Origin of the sequence: Selenomonas sp. oral taxon 126 (genome assembly GCF_001683335.1) — a bacterium.
GTDB lineage: Bacteria > Bacillota > Negativicutes > Selenomonadales > Selenomonadaceae > Centipeda.
In genome coordinates this window covers 463,104-482,810 of the sequence record NZ_CP016201.1, presented here as the reverse complement: position 1 = coordinate 482,810, position 19,707 = coordinate 463,104, and the positions used below count along the sequence as shown (strand labels likewise).

General features: G+C 57.1%; 2 protein-coding genes and 1 pseudogene. All 3 read right to left on the bottom strand.

Annotated features, from left to right (window positions below):
* Positions 1-4,265: pseudogene (locus AXF19_RS14510) on the bottom strand (autotransporter outer membrane beta-barrel domain-containing protein); the annotation flags it as partial.
* A 96-nt stretch (positions 4,266-4,361) separates the two neighbouring features.
* Positions 4,362-14,453, bottom strand: coding sequence for an autotransporter outer membrane beta-barrel domain-containing protein (locus AXF19_RS01990; protein WP_066844353.1), 10,092 nt, complete (start codon positions 14,451-14,453; stop codon positions 4,362-4,364).
* Positions 14,454-14,608: 155 nt separating this feature from the next.
* A complete protein-coding gene (locus tag AXF19_RS14925) occupies positions 14,609-19,699 on the bottom strand; it encodes an autotransporter outer membrane beta-barrel domain-containing protein (RefSeq protein WP_066844351.1) in 5,091 nt (1,696 codons plus the stop codon).
* Between the last annotated feature and the right edge of the window lie 8 nt (positions 19,700-19,707).

Below are 19,707 nucleotides of genomic sequence, written 5' to 3'. Positions count from 1 at the left end.
TTTTTCTGCTCGGTTGAGGGCTGGGACGGCGTGGCATTCTCGTCGTACGTGCCCTGTCCTGTCGTGCCGTCGTAGGTGATCGTACCCGCCCATTTGGCAGCAGAGGAAACAAGCCCCTCGTTGACCTCGACGGTGCCGGAGAGGTTCGTTTCGCCGTTCTTGTATTTCGTATAATAGAGCTTGTTCGCGAGGGACTTGAGTACGGATTTGACGTTGCTGTCCGTGATGTTCGTGCCGGGGTCGGTGCTGAATGTGACGTGCGAACCCGCCGCAGCGCTCTTGATCGTGACCGTGCCGCCCTTGATCGTCGGTGTCGCTGCTCCGTCCTGTGCAAAGATGAAGCGTGTGTGACCGCCGTATTCGTCGATCTCGATGTTCTTCTCACCCTGCCGTACGACGCCGGCTTTGTCTGCCGCATCGCCGCCCGTGAACTTCGATAGCCGGGAGGTGGTGAAAGAAGCGTCGCCCGCGAGCTTGTTCAGCTGTACTTCATGCGTCCATGTTGCGCCGTTGGTGAGGGTAAGGTTGGCTTTCCCGTTGTCGGAGTGGCGATCGATTGCACCTGTCCACGAGGAATCTGCCGTCGTGAAGGATGCGTCAATCTCTCCCTTATAGCTTGTACCCCCCGCCTGCATATTGCCGACGACAGTGAGTTTTTTATCCTTCCCTTCGTTGAGGAGAAGTTTTCCGCTCATCGCGGATACCGCCCAGTAATCTTTGGACTTGGAAGCATCTCTTTCCGCCGTGATTGTTCCGCCGCCGACGGAAATCCTGGTATTGTCGTCACCGCCGCTGAGCGTATAGAGTGCAAGCCCCTTTACACCGGAGATGTTGACCTTTTCCGCATGGATCTCGGCGGATTTATACGCCCCGATGCCATAGACTTGAAGGGGAGAGCCGCCTCCCTGCACATGCTGAATCGTGAGATCCTTTAGCGTGACCTTGGCACCCTCGTTGGCATAAATGCCATGCGACTGAACCCCTCCGTTTTCGATCGAGGTGATGGTAAGCGGGGCTTCGATGTTGACGATGGAGAATTTATCTGCGTAGAGTCCGTCAACCATTCGCGGTCTTGGCGACACACGTTCATGCTTTGCACTCAGGAAAATCCCGCCGCCTCCTGCGGAGTCCTTGATCGTCAATGCCTTTGCCGGAGTGACGGAATTTTCCTTGCCGGCGTAGATCGTGCCGATATAATGCATGTCCGTCGCCGGTGCCGCCATGCCGAGCGTCAGGTTATGTCCCGCAAGATCGACGGTAAGTCCTGTCGTTACGTTACCGGCAGCGTCTTTGTCATAGTTCGCGAGTGCCGACAACTTGCTGTTGAAGCCCTTGGTCACATCCGCCTGCGTCAGATCCCGCCGCTCGTCCTTCGTCAGTGTATACGTACCCGATGGTGCATCTGCCTTCGTGATGGGCGCATGGTATTCTACGGAGGGAGAAACGTAGCTACCCTTGCCGCTTGCGGTGAAGGTGATGCTCTTGTGCGCGGCGGAGGCGGTCAGCCCCTCGGCGAGGGAGAGCTTGCCCGTGAGCTTGCCGTCAGCATGGCTCTTGTAGGTGAGCTTTTCGGCGAGTGCGTTCAGTACCGTTCCCTGATTCCCGCTTGCAACACCGTTGGCGTCGGTGAAGAGGGTCATGACGTTCGTCGTACCGACCGCCTTGTCGATGATGACGTCGCCGCCCTTCATCGTGGTCGGCGTCGCTGTATCGTGGTTGTAGACGACGGTCGTATGACCGCTGTAGCTGCCAATGGTGATCGGATTGGCATCCCTCTGATAGATGATGCCGTGTTCAGCTTCGCTTTCACCGCCAAAGAATTTCACGAGCTTGCTTTTGCCGACGTAGTGCCTCTCCTTGCCCGTACCGACGACTTCGCCCGCGCCAATGTCCTCCAGATCCTGATGATAGCGTTCGTTGCGTGCCTCATTGAGCCATATCGAGCCGTTTCGCAGGTAAAGCTCCGCATAACCGGCATCGACGAGTCCGTGCAGCCATGAGTGACTCGTTGTGAGTGCAACCTTGAGACCGCCGCCGTCCTTATGGGCAAAGAGATCGCCGTCCAGCTGCACATCCCGTGTGCCGGGGGTGTTGCCGTTCAGCCCCATGTTCATGGAGATTTCGCCCATATATGCAGCGAGGGCATAGTAGCTGTACTTCGTGCCGGAGGGAACCTGAATCCGTCCACCACCAGCAATCGTAACCAACGGGGTCGCATAGTCTGCGCCGTTTACGGTGACGCCGTTGCCGTATACGCTCATATTCGCGTCGCCGGATATGGTGACACTGGAACCGGCGGTACGTGTCAGTATACCCGCATTGTTATAGCGCGAGATGACGTTTTGGTAGTTCAGCGGGATGCCCCATTTCCCTGTGTCCGAACCGGCGATCCTCAGATTGCCGTTGATTTCGACACTGGGACCCGCGTTGTAACCCATGGATGGTTCACCAAAGTGATCCCGGTTTTGGATTGCGATGCCGTTTCCGCCAAGACCTCCTGACATCGAGATGTTCACGTCGCCGTTGAGCGTTATGACATGTCCGTTGTCCCCGTCATCATCCAGATGGATCGCATTCGTGAGGCTGTTGCCACCTTCGAGACCCTTTGTGATGACGTTGATCTTCTTCGCGGTCAGTGTTACTGAGCTTCCATTGCCCGCGTAGATGCCGGTCGGATTGCCGACGGTATTCTCCGACTGGAACTGCAGCGTATTCGTACCCGCATCAATGTTTACTTCGCCGGTCATGGCATAGAGGGCAGATGCTGCGTTTGTCGTGGGATCACCGCGTTTATCCTTGCCGATGGAGACAACCGTATCTTCGCTAAAGTCTTGGGAGCTTGTAACGGACTCCGTGACAGAGGCATTGTTCTTCCATACAGCATCCGGATTTGCCTCGGCGGTGCTTGTTGTACCACCAAGCTCGGACGGTTGTGTCAGTACGACAGAGGCAAGAGGTCCTGTCACATAATCCGTCTCAACCTTAAGAAATTTGTTGAAATTCGAGTGCGCTTTGTTCGATGAAAAATCCTTTGCTTGCCATGTGTTTGTCGCATTCGACTCTCCATCTCGATAACGCTGCAGGGTATTGCCGAACTGCATCCAGAGATTTTTGGTGGTATATTCGGCATCAATCTTTCCGGAATAGCCCTCTGCATTCTGCATGGCAGCCAGCTCTGTCCAGTCCTGCGGATTGGAGGAAAGCAGATTTGATACGGTCGTCTGATAGACATGCGCGTCAATTTTTCCGTCTGTGGTCAGATTGTACGTCATGACATACGCCGTGCCGTTTGGCATGACCTTCAGATCGCGCAGATCTTCGCCGGTCGATTTTATATGTGCGGGCAGCACGACCTTCTTCGTGGTTGCCGCTGAAACGGTGCCGTCATTACCGGTCTGCACGATGTCTATACCGGTATGTGATGGGTTTCCTGCCCCTGTGTTCTGTTTTCCACCGATGGCGGTGAGCAGGATGTGGTCATTGAACCTGTTCAGACGCACCTGATCCGTATTGCGTCCGATACGCGTGCTGCCGGCAAATGTGAGACCGCCGTCATCCTTGATTTTGTAGTGCATGAGAAAGCCGTCGTCATAGCTGTCCCAGCTGCCGGTGGGATTGACCGAGACTGCCGCATAGAGGTTGCGTCCGTTGATGAGGAGTGCCTCGCCGTGAACCTTTGCTGCGGTCGGATTGCCGGTCTGTGTCACACCTGTATCGTGATTGGTGTAGCTCTCCGTAAATTGGTAGCCGGCATATTGCTTTATATCGTTTTTCAGATCGACAGTGGCTGCGGTCTGTTCTTTGAGCGTGCCGCCATCCTCGCGGAGCACGCCAATCTTCCCCTGATCGTAGCCTGCTGCATAGATAAATTGATCGGTCGCCGCCACTGCATGCGGATTCGGCACCGAGGAGAGTTTTCCCTTGGCGCCTTCTGATGCCCCTGTGAGAGCGTTGGGATTGAGGAGACGGTAGGCAGTCTCTCCTCCCGTGTTGTATTTGAGCAGGAGCTTGCTCACACCATACTGATGAAAGTTATATACGGAGGCATCGCCGCCCAAATTTTTGAGCAGGCCTTCGTTTGCCGGATCGTTGACAAGCGTGTTCACATGCGACCCTGTCAGAGATCCCATCTGACTATCGGCATAGTCCGTTGCAACAGCCGTTACGAGCGTTGCAGCGCTGGTGGTCGAGGCACAGAGCAATCCACCCAGAACGAGGGCGCTCAGGCGTAAACTGCGGTGTTTGCGAAACAATCCTTTCTTCATGATGTACTCCTTTACCCTGTGTATATCGATAATAACTTACCATAAACACAGGAAGAGGAGGGAATCCTCTTCCTGTGTTTACAGCTAGTAATATAGTCAGAAGTTCCAGCGCATACCTGCATCCACGCGCCACGCGGTCTTGATGTCGCCGCCGAAGGTCTTCTCGAAGTTGCCGTAGAGGTTCGTACGGTCGTTGAGCATGAGCGTACCGCCGAGCTGGACGCCGACCCATGTGTCGCTGCCGCCCACCTGTGTCGTCTTCCATGGGCTGCTGCCGTCGGAGTATTCCGTGCGGAAGTCGCCCGCGAACTCGTGGTAGAGCGAGACGCGCGCATAACAGGTGCTGCGCTCGGTCTCCTTGCCAACACCGATGCCGAGACGCCCGATGAAGCTGTCATACGGTTTCTGGTGCACATACATCTTCATGCCGCTATAGTCCGTGTCGCCCGTGTAGTCGACGCCGTTCATGTGGCTGTAGATGAGCTCGACCTGTGGCTCGACGAAGCTGCCGCCCTGCATGGAGATGCGCTTGCCGTACTCTGCCGAGAGCGAACCGCCCCATGTCTTGAAGTCGCCCTTGACGTAGTGACCATAGTCGTTGTAGACCGTGTACTCGTTCTGGAGTCTGCCGATCTTTGCAATGAGATCGACGTATGCACCGTCTTTGCCCGACCATGTGCCATAGATGCCGAGGTTGCCTTCCTTGTTCTTGCCATTGCCGGCGGCGTAGGATGAGTTGCCGCTCATGTAGCTGCCCGCGATACCGACGCGCCAATCCTTGTTCACCTGCTTGTCATAGCCGACCTGAATGGTGGAGTAGTTCATGCGGAAGTTGGCGTTGTCCTTGTTGCTCGTTGTCTTGCCGCGATAGACACGCGCCCAGATACCCGCATCCTGCGGCGAGAGACGCAGGTCACCCATGCGCTTCATGAGGTCGTTCGCCTCGGCACGCCACGCCATTGTCGATGTCATCATCGCCGACTTGACGCCGCTCATGAGCTTCGTCTCGTAGTCACCGTACTCGATCTTCGGATTCGGCTTCGGATCGGGTGTTGGTTTCGGTGTGGGCGGCTTTGGATCCGGCGTCGGCTTCGGATCTGGCTGCGGCGTCGGCGGCTTGGGATCCGGCTGCGGCGTCGGGGGCTTGGGATCCGGCTGCGGCGTCGGCGGCTTGGGATCCGGCTGCGGCGTCGGCGGCTTGGGATCCGGCTGCGGTGTAGGCGGTTTGGGGTCAGTCGCCGGCGTATAGGCATAGCTGCCCTGACCGCTCGACTTGTCGAACGTGATGTTCTCGAGGCGCTTCGAGGCGGACGAGGTCGTGAGACCCTCGGCGATCTCGGCTTTGCCCGTGAGATTGCGTTCATTCGTCGTATATGCTGTGTAGTAGAGTTTCTTCGCGAGGGCGTCGAGCGTTGCACTGACGAGGTTCACATCCGCCGCCTTCTTCGACTCCGTATTGAGTCCGACGCTGTCCGTCGAGAGTGTGACGGCACTGCCTGCAGTGGCCTTTTTGATCGTTGTCGTACCGCCGTAGACCGTCGTTGGCGATGCCGCATCGTGGCGGTAGAGTACCTTCGTGCTACCGCTGAATTCTTCAATTTCGAGATTGCCCGTTTCGCCGAGCCCTTTCTCTTCGATGGCAGAAGAACCTGTCTGCACGGGAGCACCGCTCAGGCTGTTGCTCGATGCGAGGAAGCGATTCTCTCCCGTCATGTCGATAAAGCCGCCTTCACCCGAGAAATACTTGACCCTGCTGATTGCGCCTTTGTTGTCTTGATCTTTTTGCTCCGGTGTGATGGCGTTGTGCCAGATCGCGCCGTCCGCGAGCTTGAGCTGCAAATTGTCCCCGACATTGAAGCCTGTCCAGTGTGTTCCCGCGCCGCTCATCTCGACTTTCATGGAGCCGTTGGAGAAGCCCTTCCAGTAGGAGCCGTTCTTCATAAAGAGGTTGACTGCGCCGAGCTGTCCGGGGGTTACGCCATACCCGCGCGTATCGGCATAGTTGCCGATCCAATGGGAATCTGCCGTTGAGAGCCCGACGCTGACGCGTCCCTTCGTCCCCATGCCGCCGTTTGTGACAATATCGCCCTCGATGACGGCACGATTCGTGCCCGCACCATTGGCAAGCCCGTCGGCGCCCTTCGTGACGTTGAAGTTGACCGTGCCGTAGTTCTGCGAGACGAATTCGCCGTAGGCGCGGATCGCTGCCCATGCGCCGTTGATGGCTTTGATGGTGCCGCCGCCGATGTTGATGGTCGAGGCGACGGCGCTGACCGCTTCGTTCGCGCCCTTGCCGTTCACTTTGTCATTCCCGTCCGCAAGCACATCGACGAGCCCGTCGATCGTGATGTTCGACTCGACTCCTGTCACACCGTTCATCGACTTGATGACGGCGACGTTCGTCTTATAGTTGCCGTTGGCGCGTACCTTCAGCACCTTATCTTCAAGATTGCCGCCGCCGTTGGCGATATGGATTGCGCCGCCGCCGTTCACGAAGAGTGCCGCCGTCTGTCCGTAGTTCGTGCTTTCCGCGTCGATGGAGATCGCACCGGCGTTCTTGACGTTGACCTTCGAGTTCTTTCCAATGGCAGAGATGCCCGTCGTGCTGACATCCGTCTTGGTCTTGACGGTGAGGTTCTTTCCGCTCAGATCAATATCGAGCGTTCCCTTGTTGGCACTTGAGATCGCTGCGCTGATATTGCTCATCCATGCGCCTGCTGCGATCATGTCCTTGCCGGTCGTGATCGTGGAGTCCTTGGTAAAGATATAACGACCGTCGGACTTGCGGACACCGGCATTTGCATATACAGTGTCATGCACTTCCTCGCCGTTGATGGCGGTCGTGAAATCGCTCTGTGTCTGCGATGGCGGTGGGGGGATCAGTGGTGTATACGTGTAGCCGCCCCTGCCCGTTGCCGCCTCAAAGGTGATATCCTCAAGGCGTTTGCTGGCAGAGGATGCCGTCAGTCCCTCGGCAATCTGTACTTTGCCGGCGAGAAGGCGCTCGTTTGTTACATAGCCCGTATACCAGAGCTTTTTGGCGAGCGCGTCGAGTGTCGCATTCACGAGATTTTTCTCTGCCATTCCCGCTGTTGCACTTGTGTTGAGGCCGGCATGATCTGTGACCAGTGTGATGCGGCTGCCCCCGACTGCCTTTTTGATAACGATGTCACCGCCCTTGATCGTCGTTGGTGACGCAGCGTCATGGGCGAAGAACACCTTCGTATAACCGTGGTATTTGTCGATGGTGATCTTTCGGTCGTCCTTCTGGAAGATCACGCCGGCGCCGTCTTCGGATCCTCCGCCGGTCAACTGCTTGACATGACTGCCGGTAAATCCGGTCGGCACATTCGCTCCCCGTTTTTCGTTTTCCCAAACGCCGCCGTTCTGCAGGTATAGATTGGTTGTTCCATCGCCGTAGACGAAGCCCTTCAGATGGGACGACTTCCCGTAGATCGCGGCATCCACGCGGCTTGCCGCATCTTTTGCCACGATATGACCGTCGAGCGTCACGGTCCCCATGCCGGCGTTGTTGTGATCGATGTTGACGCTGATGTGTCCGTCATTCTGCGCATAGAGAGCGGCTGCATCCTCAGCGGCGGCATTTGTCTTTGCCGTAAGACCGTCCAGCGTCACCGTGCCACCCATGGCGTACACCGCCTTGCTGACCTTCGTGCCGCCGACGTCGATCTCTGTCATGCCCTTGATCGTCGTCGCGCCCTTGCCCGTCGTGCGAATGCCCGATGCGGTCGCGAGCGGATGCTGTGAAACGCTGTCATTGACGAGGAGGCGCAGCGTGCCCGCCGTAACGTCCAGCTTCTTGCCGTCGTTCCAAATGGCAGCGGACTCCTTGGCAGAATCTCTGCCGCTGCCGCTCTTGACCGTCAGCGTGCGATCCTTGGCGTCGATTACGACATCAGCATTCGGCTTGACCGCGCCCATGTTCATATCGGTTTTGTTTTGATAGGTGATGGTCGAGTCCTTGGTAAAGCGATAGGTGCCATCCGCCTGCTTGACGTGCGCATCGACATACTCCTGGTCGGTCGTGCCAAAGAGGCGTTTCGTGAACTCCGCCGTTGTCTGCCCCTCCGACTGCGGCGTATAGGCATAGCCGCCCTGACCGGTCGTCGCATCGAATGTAATGTTCTCAATGCGCTTGCTTGCGGCAGACGAGGTAAGCCCCTCGGCAATTTCCACCTTGCCGAGGAGGTTCTGCTCGCCGCTCGCATACGCCGTGTAGTAGAGTTTTTTCGCGAGCGCGTCAAGTGCTGCACTCACGAGGTTCACATCCGCCGCTGCATTTGATTCGGTATTGAGTCCGGCGTTATCCGTCGTCAGCGTGACGCTGCTGTTTTCCGCTGCGTTCTTTATGCGGAAGTCGCCGCCCGTCATTGTCGTCGGTGTCGCCGCGTCATGGCGGTAGAACACGCGCGTATGACCGCTGTAGTTGTCGACCGTGATGTCCTTGTCATTCTTCTGGAAGATCATGCCCGCGTTTTCTGCCGAGGAACCGCCGGTCAGATGAGTGAGACGGCTGCCCTGCCAAGATGCGGAAGCGCCGGACTTCAGCATATTCGTCCACGTGGCGCCATTTTGCAGCGTCAGGTCGACTTGCCCTGCTTCATGCGCCGTGAAGGCACCTGGGTGCTGCTGGGAGTCCACCCGATCAACGTCATAGGTCACTGCACCCGTCCAGTCGGAGTCTGCCGTGGTCAGCGCTGCGACAACCGTTCCCTTGGAATCGAAAGGAGTGAGCTGTGCACTGTCGCTCTTTCCATACTCGCGCATGACCTTCATGTCGCCGGAAATGTTCATTTTCTTGTTTCCGACATTGCCGTCCGGACTGTTAAGCCGCACCGTTCCCGTTTTTGCTTGGACAAGATAGTACTGCTTCGTGTGATCGGCGTCCTCTGCCGTACTGAGCGTGCCGCCGCTGATGTCGATGATGCCGCCCTCGCCGGTCACGCGCAGGATGCTGCCCTTGACGTTCTGGATGTCAGCATTGCCCTTGACCGTGATGTGGGCATTCTTGGCCGCTGAAATGGCCGCAAGATAGCGTCCATCGTCCCACTGGTGATCCGGATCCACATATTCGGAAACCAAGGATTTTATGGTCAAATCGTTGTTGAACGTGACCCTGGGCGCAGAGCCATCCTCACCGTTCGTAGCCACACCAAACGCATGAACACCCTTGGAACGAACTTCCTCAATCGTGACGGGGGCGTCAATCTGGAGTTGTCCGGGCGCATAAATACCCCATGCGCCGCTGTTCAAATCTGTTGATGTGTTCGTGGATTTGAGCGTCAGCATCCTCTTTGCGCCGCTGTTCACAATGCGGATGCCTGCGGAGTCGTAGGCGGCGAGCGCAATGGGACCTCTCTGCGTACTGTTCGCTTCAAGATACAGGCTGTGCCCATTCATATCGACGACCATCGGATTTGTATGATTGTATTCCGATTTTCCTGCGTAGAGCGCCACTTTATAGGCGGCGTCCTTCGTCGCTATCGCCTGACGGTCATAGGTCAGAGTCTCTGACTCCGTAATCGGATCGGTCGATTCTTTCGGTGTATAGGCGTAGCCGCCCTGTCCCGTCGCCGCGTCGAACGTGATGTTCTCGAGGCGTTTGCTCGCCGATGATGTCGTGAGACCCTCGGCGATCTCGACTTTGCCCGTAAGATTGCGCTCACTTGTCGTATATGCCGTGTAGTAGAGCTTTTTCGCAAGGGCGTCGAGTGCCGCGCTGGCGAGGTTCACATCCGCTGCCTTCTGCGACTCCGTATTGAGTCCGGCGTTGTCTGTCGTCAGCGTGATGTTGCTGTTTTCTGCCGCTTTCTTGATCGTGATCTTGCCGCCGTAGATCGTCGTCGGCTTATTTTCATCGTGGCGGTAGAGTACCTTCGTGCTGCCGCTGTAGCTCTCAATCGTGAGATCGCCCGTCTCGCCAAGCCCCTTCTCGGTGATTGCCGAAGATGATTCTGTCTGCACGGGAGAGCCGCTGAGGCTCTTGCTCGATGCGAGGAAGCGATTCACTCCCGTCATGTCGATGAAGCCGCCCTCACCCGTGAAGTACTTGACTCTGCTGATGGCCGGCTTTTTGTCCTGGTCTGTCTGCTCCGGCGTGATGGCGTTGTGCCAGACAGCGCCGCCCGCGAGCTTGAGCTGCATATTGTTCCCGACATTGAAGCCTGTCCAGTGTGTTCCCACGCCGCTCATCTCTACCTTCATGCAGCCATTGGAGAAGCCCTTCCAGTAGGAACCGTTCTTCATGAAGAGGTTGACCGCACCGAGCTGTCCCTGTGTCACGCCGTAGCCGCTCGTATCGGCATAGTTGCCGATCCAGTGCGACTCCGGTGTCGAGAGTCCGACGCTGACGCGCCCCTTCGTCCCCATACCGCCGTTCGTGACGATGTCGCCCTCAAGGATGGCGCGGTTCTTGCCCGCACCGTTTGCAAGCCCGTCCGCGCCCTTTGTGACGTTGAAGTTGACGGTGCCGTAGTTATCTGAGGCGAACTCGCCGTAGGCGCGGATCGCTGCCCAGGCATTGCCCGTTGCGCGGATGGAGCCGCCGCCGATGTCGACGCGCGAGGCGACGGCGCTGACGCCTTCATTTGCTCCTTTGCCGTCCGGATATGTGCCGTCTGCAAGGAGATCGACCAATCCGTCGATCGTGATGTTTGACTCTGCACCAGCAACGCCGTTCATCGTTTTGATGACAGCAGGGCTTGCCTCCTTCTTGCCGACGGAGCGCAGTGTGAGAACCTTGTCCTCAAGGTTTTCGCCACCGTTTTGAATGTGAATCGATCCGCCGCCATTGGCGAAGAGGGTGGGGGAGTACAGGCTGCCCGTGTTCGTCCCGCGAATCGTAATCGCTCCGGCGTTCTTCACGTTGACCTTGCTGCCCTTGCCGACGGCACTGATGCCAACGACAGTACCCTCTCCGCGCGTTTCGATGGTCAGTTTCTTGCCGTTCATGTCGATGTTGAGCGGCCGGTCTGGATTGACGTTCGAGATGGCGGGGGCGTTCGGGGGCGTCCACGGTCCGCCGATCACCTTGTCCGAGTCATTCGTGCGGATGACGGTATCTTTGGTAAACACATAGTCTCCGTCGCCCTTGCGCACGAATGCAGCTGTGTATGGCGCATCATGTGTCGCATCGTTTGTGATGGATGAGGTAAACTCAGTCTGCGTCTGAGCGTTCGGATCCTGCGCCGGTGTGTACTGATAGCCGCCCTGTCCCGTCGCCTCGTCGAACGTGATGTTCTCGACGCGCTTCGAGGCGGACGATGCCGTCAGCCCCTCGGCAATCGTCGCCTTGCCCGTGAGGTTGCGCTCATTCGTCGTATATGCCGTGTAGTAGAGCTTCTTTGCGAGGGCGTCGAGTGTTGCGCTGACGAGGTTCACATCCGACGCTTTCTGCGACTCCGTATTGAGTCCGGCACTATCCGTCAGCATGGTAATGGAGCTTCCGGCTGTCGCTTTTTTGATGGTGGTCGTGCCGCCGTAGACCGTCGTCGGCGATGCAGTGTCATGGCGATAGCGCATGGTCGTATTGCCGCTGAACTCTTCGATTTCGAGATTGCCGGTCTCACCAAGCCCCTTTTCTATGATTGCCGAGCATTTTCCCTGCACGGCAGCACCGGGAACGCCCGTCTGGTCGAGACTGTCGCCGAGTCCAAGGAAGCGGTTTGTTCCCGTCATATCGATAAATCCGCCATTGCCGCTGAAATGCTTGACACGGCTGATGGCAGCGACGTCCTTCCAGCCCTTCTGCTCCGGCGTGATCGCGTTGTACCATGTCGCACCGTCATTGAGCGTGAGCTTCATATTGTCTTCGATGTTGAAGCCGATCCACTTTGTATTGGCACCTGCCATCTCGACGTTCATGACGCCGCTCGCAAAGCCCTTCCAGTAGGAGCCGTTCTTCATGAAGAGGTTGACGCTGCCGTATTGTCCCTGCGTTACGCCGTAGCCGTGTGTATCGACATAGTTGCCGAGCCAGTAGGACTCCGCCGTCGAAAGACCGACACTGATGCGCCCCTTTGTTCCCATGCCGCCGTTCGTGGAGAAGTCGCCCTCGATGACGGCACGGTTCGTACCGGCATCAATCGCCATACCGGACGCATTCTTTTTGACGTTGAAGTTGACCACGCCCGTATTTTGCGTGACAAATTCGCCGTAGGCACGGATTGCCGCCCATGTATCTCCCCTGGTTATAATCTTGCCGCCGCCGATGTCGATCGTCGAGGCAACGGCACTGACGGCTTCATTCGCACCGCTGTTCTTCTCCTTGTTCCCTTCTGCCAGAACATCGACGAGTCCGTCAATCGTGATGTTGGATTCCGCGCCCGGCACGCCGTTCATCGTCTTGATGACAGCGACATTTGTCTTGGTGCTTACATTGTTGGCACGCACCTTGAGTATCTTGGATTCGAGGTCACCGCCGCCGTTCTTGATGTGCACCTTGCCGCCGCTGTTGGCGTAGACGGCGGCTGTTTGAGCGCCGCCCGTATTCTCCGCATTGACGGTAATCGCGCCGGCGTTGTTGATATTCAGCTGCGCTCCGTTGCCGATGGCTGTGATCCCGACCGTGCTGATGTCTGTCTTGGTATTGACCGTGAGGTTGTGACCTTTCAGATCGATATTCACGGGCGTCTTTATGTCGGAATTCGAGACCGCTGCACTGAATGTTGTGAGCCAAGCGCCGGCCTTGATCTCGGTCTCGCCGGCGGTGATCTTTGAATCCTTCGTAAATACAAAGCTCCCGTCTTCTTGACGCACGCCTGCCTCCGTGTATTCGGCGTCACGCGTCGCCTCGCCGGTGAGGCCCGTAGTGAACGCCGTCTTTGTCTGCTCAGTGGAAGGCGGGGTGCCGTAGATGCCCTTTCCACTTGCCGCATCAAAGGTCATGTTCTCGATGCGTTTGCTTGCAGACGTCGCCGTCAGCCCTTCGGCGATTTCCACTTTGCCCGTCAGGTTTCGTTCGCCGTCCTTATAGGCGCGATACCAAAGTTTGTTCGCCAGTGCGCCGAGCGTCTCATCCACGAGTTTCACATCGGCTGCTGCCGTCGAATCCGTATTCAGTCCCGCATTGTCCGTAACCATCGTGACGCCGCTGCCCGCAGCCGCATGATTGATCAGCAGCGCACCGCCGACGAGTTTCTTCGGGGCGGCGGCATCGTGCTTATAGAATACGCGCGTATATCCGCTGTATTGGTCAACGGCGATGGTATTGGCCTCATTCTGGAAGATCAGACCGGCGCGTTCCGGCGAAGCTCCACCGGTGAGGGATGTGATACGACTGCCCCAATAAGACTTCGGCAGTGCTGCACCTTGATTCACGTTGTGCCATGCGGCGCCGTTTTGCAGCCACATATTGAGCGTACCGTTGCCAAAGGCAAGCCCCTTGAGATACGATGTAGGACCTGTGAGAGCAACATCTATATGGCTCTGTGCATCTTGCGAGACGACATTGCCATCCAAGCGAACCACATTGCTGCCCGCTGCACCGTCCCTGACGTTTACGCTGATGCGTCCCGTATAGCCGACATAGAGCGCAGCCGAATTTTCCGCAGATGTATTCACCTTTGCCCTGAGTCCGTCCAGCGTCATTTTGTCATCCTGATAAGCGTGGACGCCATGACTGACCTCCGTGCCGCTGACCTCCATCTCCGTCATGCCGGTGATGTTCAGTGTGCCCTTGTCTCCTTGGATGCCGTATGCTTTTTTCAGGGAAGCCGCAGAGTTTTCATCGTTCACAAACAGGCGGAGTGTACCTGCTTTGATATTGGCGATCTTTGTGGGTGCGAGACGGATACCGGCGGCTTCCGTGACCCGTTCTTCCTCTCCGCCGGTCTTGATCGTCAGTATGTGCCCTGAGGCATCGATCGTCAAATTCTTTTTGGCATAGATCGCACCGCTCCTTGACGGTGAGCTGTTTTGATAGGTGATCGTCGAATCCTTGGTGAACAGGTAGCTGTCATCGTCCTGCCGCACATCCGCATCAATGTATTCGTCGTCCTTGTCTTCGTCACCGGTCAGCTGCGTCGTGAACTCTGTCGCCGTCTGATCCGCGTAGAATGTGCCGGGCTGTCCGTTCGCGGGATCTGCCGCAGCACCTGCCACCAATGCCGCAGCACTCGCAGTGGACGCGCAGAGCAGCCCGCTCATGACGAGCGTGCTCAGACGCACACGATTTCGTCTGCAAAAAAATCCTTTCCTCATGGTCTTACTCCTTTACCTTTGTCATGGTGTCCTATCCCTGTGGCATACAATGCTGTGGAAACAAGAAGAAGGGATGCCTGCTTCTTGTCTCTCACAGCATGTCACCGTTTTTGCAGATGGTGTCAGAAGTTCCAGCGAAGCCCTGCGTCGATACGCCAGTCGGTCTTTACATCGCCGGCGAAGGTCTTCTCAAAGCTGCCGTAGAGATTCGTACGGTCGCTGAGCTTCATCGTGCCGCCGAGCTGGACACCGATCCATGTGTCTTTGAAGTCCAGCTGCGTGTTCTTTTCCTGTGTCGGGACGATGTAGTCGGTGGAGAGGCTGCCCGCAAACTCGTGATAGAGAGAGAGTTTTGCAAAGCAGGTGCTGCGCTCCGTCTCTTTGCCGAACCCGATGCCGATGCGCCCGATGAAGCTGTTCATCGCGCCCTGTCGGATCTCGAGATCCGGATAGGAGCCGCCATGGAATGTGTAGCTGCTGAGCCCCGTGTAGTTCGCACCGTTCAGATGCGTGTAGATGAGTTCTGCCTGCGGCTCGATGTAGGTGCCGCCCGCCATGGCGATGCGTTTTCCGTACTCTGCGGACATGGACATACCCCATGTCTTGTAGTCGCCCTTGACATAGAGCCCATCAGGATTGGACACGGTGAAGTCGTTCGAGAGGCGGCCGATCTTGGCGATGAGATCGACGTACTGTCCGGATTTGCCCGTCCACGTGCCGTAGACGCCGAAGTTGCCCTCTTTGCTCTTGCCGCTGCCGTACGCATAGGAGGAACTGCCGCTCATGTAGCTGCCCGCGACACCGATGCGCCAGTCCGCACCCGCCTGTTTGTCGTAGCCGATCTGGATGGTCGTATAGTTCAGATCATAGTCCATGCCGTCCTTGTCGCTCGAGGATTTGCCGCGATAGATGTGCGCCCAGAGACCTGCATCCTCAGGAGAAAGTCTGAGATCGCCCATGCGCTTCATGAGGTCGTTCGCCTCGGCGCGCCACGCCATCGCAGACGATGCCATGGCGGACTTGACGCCGCGCATGACCTGCGTCTCGTAGCTGCCGATCAGGGGACGTGCGATTTCCTTGATGCCGCTCGCCGTGCCCGTTGCAGGGTCGAGGAGCATCTGGTACGTCACTTCGGATTTCAGGATGCCCTCGCCGATGACGACGTCGAGATCGAGGTTCTTGAGCGCGTTGTTCTTGATGTTCGCCGCGCGATCCCCGGTATAGCGGAACTGTCCCGCAAGCGCGGCGGCGACTTTCTTCTCCGCCTCCTCCGACTCGCCAAATGCCTTGGTGGCAAAGGTGAGGTGGTTCTTCGTCCCCGTGACGTTCTGTACTTGGACTTTGCCATTCTTCGCGAGCGTCAGTTTGCCGTCCTTGTCCGCCGTTCCTTCGTAGAACACGGTCGCTTTGCCCGTGTAGTTCTTGATGTTCAGAACGCCGTCCGACTGCTGGACGATGCGTCCGCCCTCTGCTGTGAGGTTCGTAATATCCGAGGCGTCTGTGACGTTCCACGTTGCCTTTGCGCCAAGGCGGAGGTTCTGCCCCGGAGCGGAGGGGGCTGCCCGCAGTGCGGAGGACATCGTGCTCAGCTTGCGGATGCTGCCCGTGAACTGTGCACCGTCGCCCGAGAGGTCGATGTTCACTGTGCCGCCGTTGTTGCGAATCGCACTCTGTGCACGCGAATCCTTGCCGCTGAGTGTCAGGTTGAACACGCCGCCGCGCTGATAGACATCGCCGGAGAATGTGCTGGTCTTGCCCATGTCGTTCAATGTGATGATGCCGCCCATGTTTTCTACGGCACCCTTGATGTCGAATCCGGAGGCGATGTCCACCTTGGCGTTCCGTGCCGCTCTGATGCTGTGCGTACCTTCCTCCTGCGGTGTGCGCACATCCAAACGCTCGCCCGAGATCTTGACGCTCGCATCGGCTGCCGCATCGATACCTGTCGTCTGCGCAGCGAGCTTCAGCGTTGCGCCGGGAGCGGTCGTAACGGTGACGGGGTGCTCCTTGATGGCGGCAATCCCTGTCGGTGCGGTGACGGTCGTCGATTTTCCAAATACATAGACGCCATCCTTGTTGCGCACGCCACCATCCTTGTATGCTGCATCCTTGCTCTCGTCCCCTGTGATTCCGGTCGAGAACTCTGTTCTCTGCTCCGGCTTTGGCTCCGGTTTCGGATCAGGCGTCGGCTTAGGATCCGGTGTTGGCTTCGGATCAGGGGTCGGCGTCGGCGGCTTAGGATCCGGGTTTGGTTTTGGATCAGGATTCGGCGTCGGCGGCTTGGGATCCGGATTAGGTTTTGGATCAGGATTCGGCGTCGGCGGCTTAGGATCCGGGTTTGGCTTTGGTTCCGGATCTGTTGCCGGCACATAGGTGTATTGCCCCTGTCCGTTTTCGCTGCGGAATGTGATCGGCGCAAGCTTCAGCGTTGCCGAGGAAGAGACAAGGCCCTCTGCGATCTCTGCCGTACCTGAGAGGTTACGCTCTCCCGTCGTATACGCCGTGTAGTAGAGCTTGTTTGCCAGCGCATTCAGTGTCGCGCTCACGAGGTTCACATCCGCTGCCTTCGTCGAGTTCGTATTGAGTCCCGCGTTGTGCGTTGAGATCGTGATGCCGCTGTTTGCCGCTGCCTTTCCAATGCGGACGTCACCGCCCTTCATCGTGGTTGGCGTTGCAGCATCATGCTCATAGACAACCTTCGTATGGCCACTGTAGTTGTCAAGGGTAAGCTCCTGTGCGTTCTTCTGGAAGATGAAGCCGCGCGTCGCTGCACTCGTGCCGCCGTGGAAATTCGTAACGCGGCTCTTCGGGGTATATTTGCCATCCGTGAAGGTGCCCGCGCCCTTGTCTTCGTCGTCCTGATAGTAGCGTGCGTTGCGCGCCTCGTTCGTCCACTGTGCGCCGTTCTGCAGATAGAGATTCGCCGTGCCGCCGTTATCGACGAGACCGTGCAGATAGGAGTTCGCTGTGGTGAGGGCGACATTCAGTTTTCCGGTGGACAGCGCAAAGAGATCGCCGTTGAGCTTCACGTCGCGTGTGCCGGGCGTTGCGCCGTCCGCGCCTGTATTCATATTGATGGTGCCCTGATATGCGCCAAGGGCATAGTAGCTGTACTTCATACCGGCGGGAACCTGGATTGCGCCGCCGCCGATGTGGACGCTGCTGTCCTTCGCATTCGTCGTCACGCCGTTGCCGTAGACGGTCATATCCACATTCCCGTCTACGGTCACATTGCTCTTTTCAACCTGCGTGAGGATGCCTGCGTTGTTGAAGCGAGAGAATACATTTTCGCGGTTGATGGGGATGCCCCATTCGTCCGTGCGCGCGCCTGCGATCTTCAGATCTTTGGTGATATGAATGGTGGAAGCTTTGCGCGCCGCATACGACTTCTCGCCAAGACGATCACTCTTTTGCACGGCGACACCGTTACCGCCGTAGCCGCCTGTCATCGAGATGTTGACGGGGGCGTTGATCGTGATCTGTGTAGGTTTATTTTTCGAGGCATCGAGCTGAATGGCGTTCGTCAGCGTATTGCCGTTCGCAAAGCCCTTCGTGATGATGTTGACTTCGCGTGCAGTCACGGTAACATTCTTGCCATTTCCAGCATAGATGCCCGTCGGATTGCCGACGGTGTTCTCTACTTGGAGATTGAGCTTATGCCCTGCGGCGTTGATGTTTATATTGTTATCCGATGCATAAATCGCAGCAAGGACGTTCGTCTTTTTGTCGCCGAGCTTGTCCTTGCCGATGCGCACAAGTGTATCGCTGCTGAAATTCTGCGATTGTGTGATACTGTCTGTAAGCGCTGTGCCGGTTTGCCACACGGCATTATCGTTTGCTGCTGCAGGCACTGCGAGCACGACGGAGGCGGTACTGCCATAGACATGATCCGGTTCGAGCATCGTGACCTTGTTGAAGCGGGAGAATGCCTTGTTGTCGGAGAAATCCTTTGCCTGCCAAGAATACCTCTCCGCATCGTCGCCATCCGTAAAGACACTCAACGTATCGCCGAGTTCGAGCCACAGGCGTTTCGTGTAGTACTCGGCATTGAGCTTGCCGAACCAGCCTTCCCGCTGCGTAACGGAAGTGATATGCGTCCAATTGGCCGGATGATCGGATAGCAGGTTGGATACGGTCGTCTGGTAGACATTCGCATCAATTTGACTGCCGCTCGGAGAGAGATTATACGTCATGACATACGCCGTGCCGTTTGGCAGAATTTTGAGATCGCGTATGTCCTGATCGGTGCCTTTGACATGCTGCGGCAGTACGACGCGCTTCTGCGTCGTACTCGTCAGCTTACCGTTTGCATCGGTCTTCGCCACGTTGATCGCCGTGTAATGCGTGTTTCCCGTGCCATTGTAATGCTGATAGCCGCCGATGCAGGAGACGAGGATGTGATTGTTGAACTTATTGAGCCGACCTTGGTCGATGTTGCGGCTGATGCGCGTATAGCTGCCGAATTTCAGGCTGCCGTCGTCCTGAATATCGTACTGCATGAGGAAGCCGTCGTCGTAGGGATCATAGTCGCCGAGCGGATTGACGGATGTAGCTACGTAGAGCTTGCGTCCCTCGACCAACAGAGCCTCGCCGTGCACCATCGCCTTTGTCGGGTCACCCGTGTAGGTCTTGCCCTTCACACCATTTTTGTCTTCATCAAGGTTCTGGAACGTCTCGGTGAAGTTGTAGCCGCAGTATTTCTTGATGTCCTCTTTGAGATTGACAATGGCGCGTTTGTTCTCTATCAGACGCTTACCGTCCCGTTTCACGACGCCAATCTGGCCGAGGTCATAGCCCGTCATATAGATATAGTCGTCGCTGGCTGCCGCTGCGTGCATATTCGGTACGGAGGTCGTCTTGCCGTTTGCCACCGACGCAGCAGCCCCCTCAGAGTTCGGGTCGATGAGCTGGGTTCCTTCCAGTTCCGTCGTGCTGTAGGTGTACTGCCGCAGCAAAATCAGACTTTTGCCCTTCTGATGGAATCCGAAGGACGCAGGGTCACGGTTGAGGTTCTTCAGAACTCCTACTTTGGGCGTCGCGCTGACATCCGTCGTTACGCGCGAGCCAGTGACTGTCCCCATCTCGCTGTTTCCATAGTCCGATGGAATCGTTGACACGAGATTTGCAGCACTTGCCACGGAGCCGTAGAGCAGCCCGCACAGAACGAGTGCCCCCAATTGCAAGTGCTTCTGTTTGCCTGAATGCATCTTCATTGTCTTTC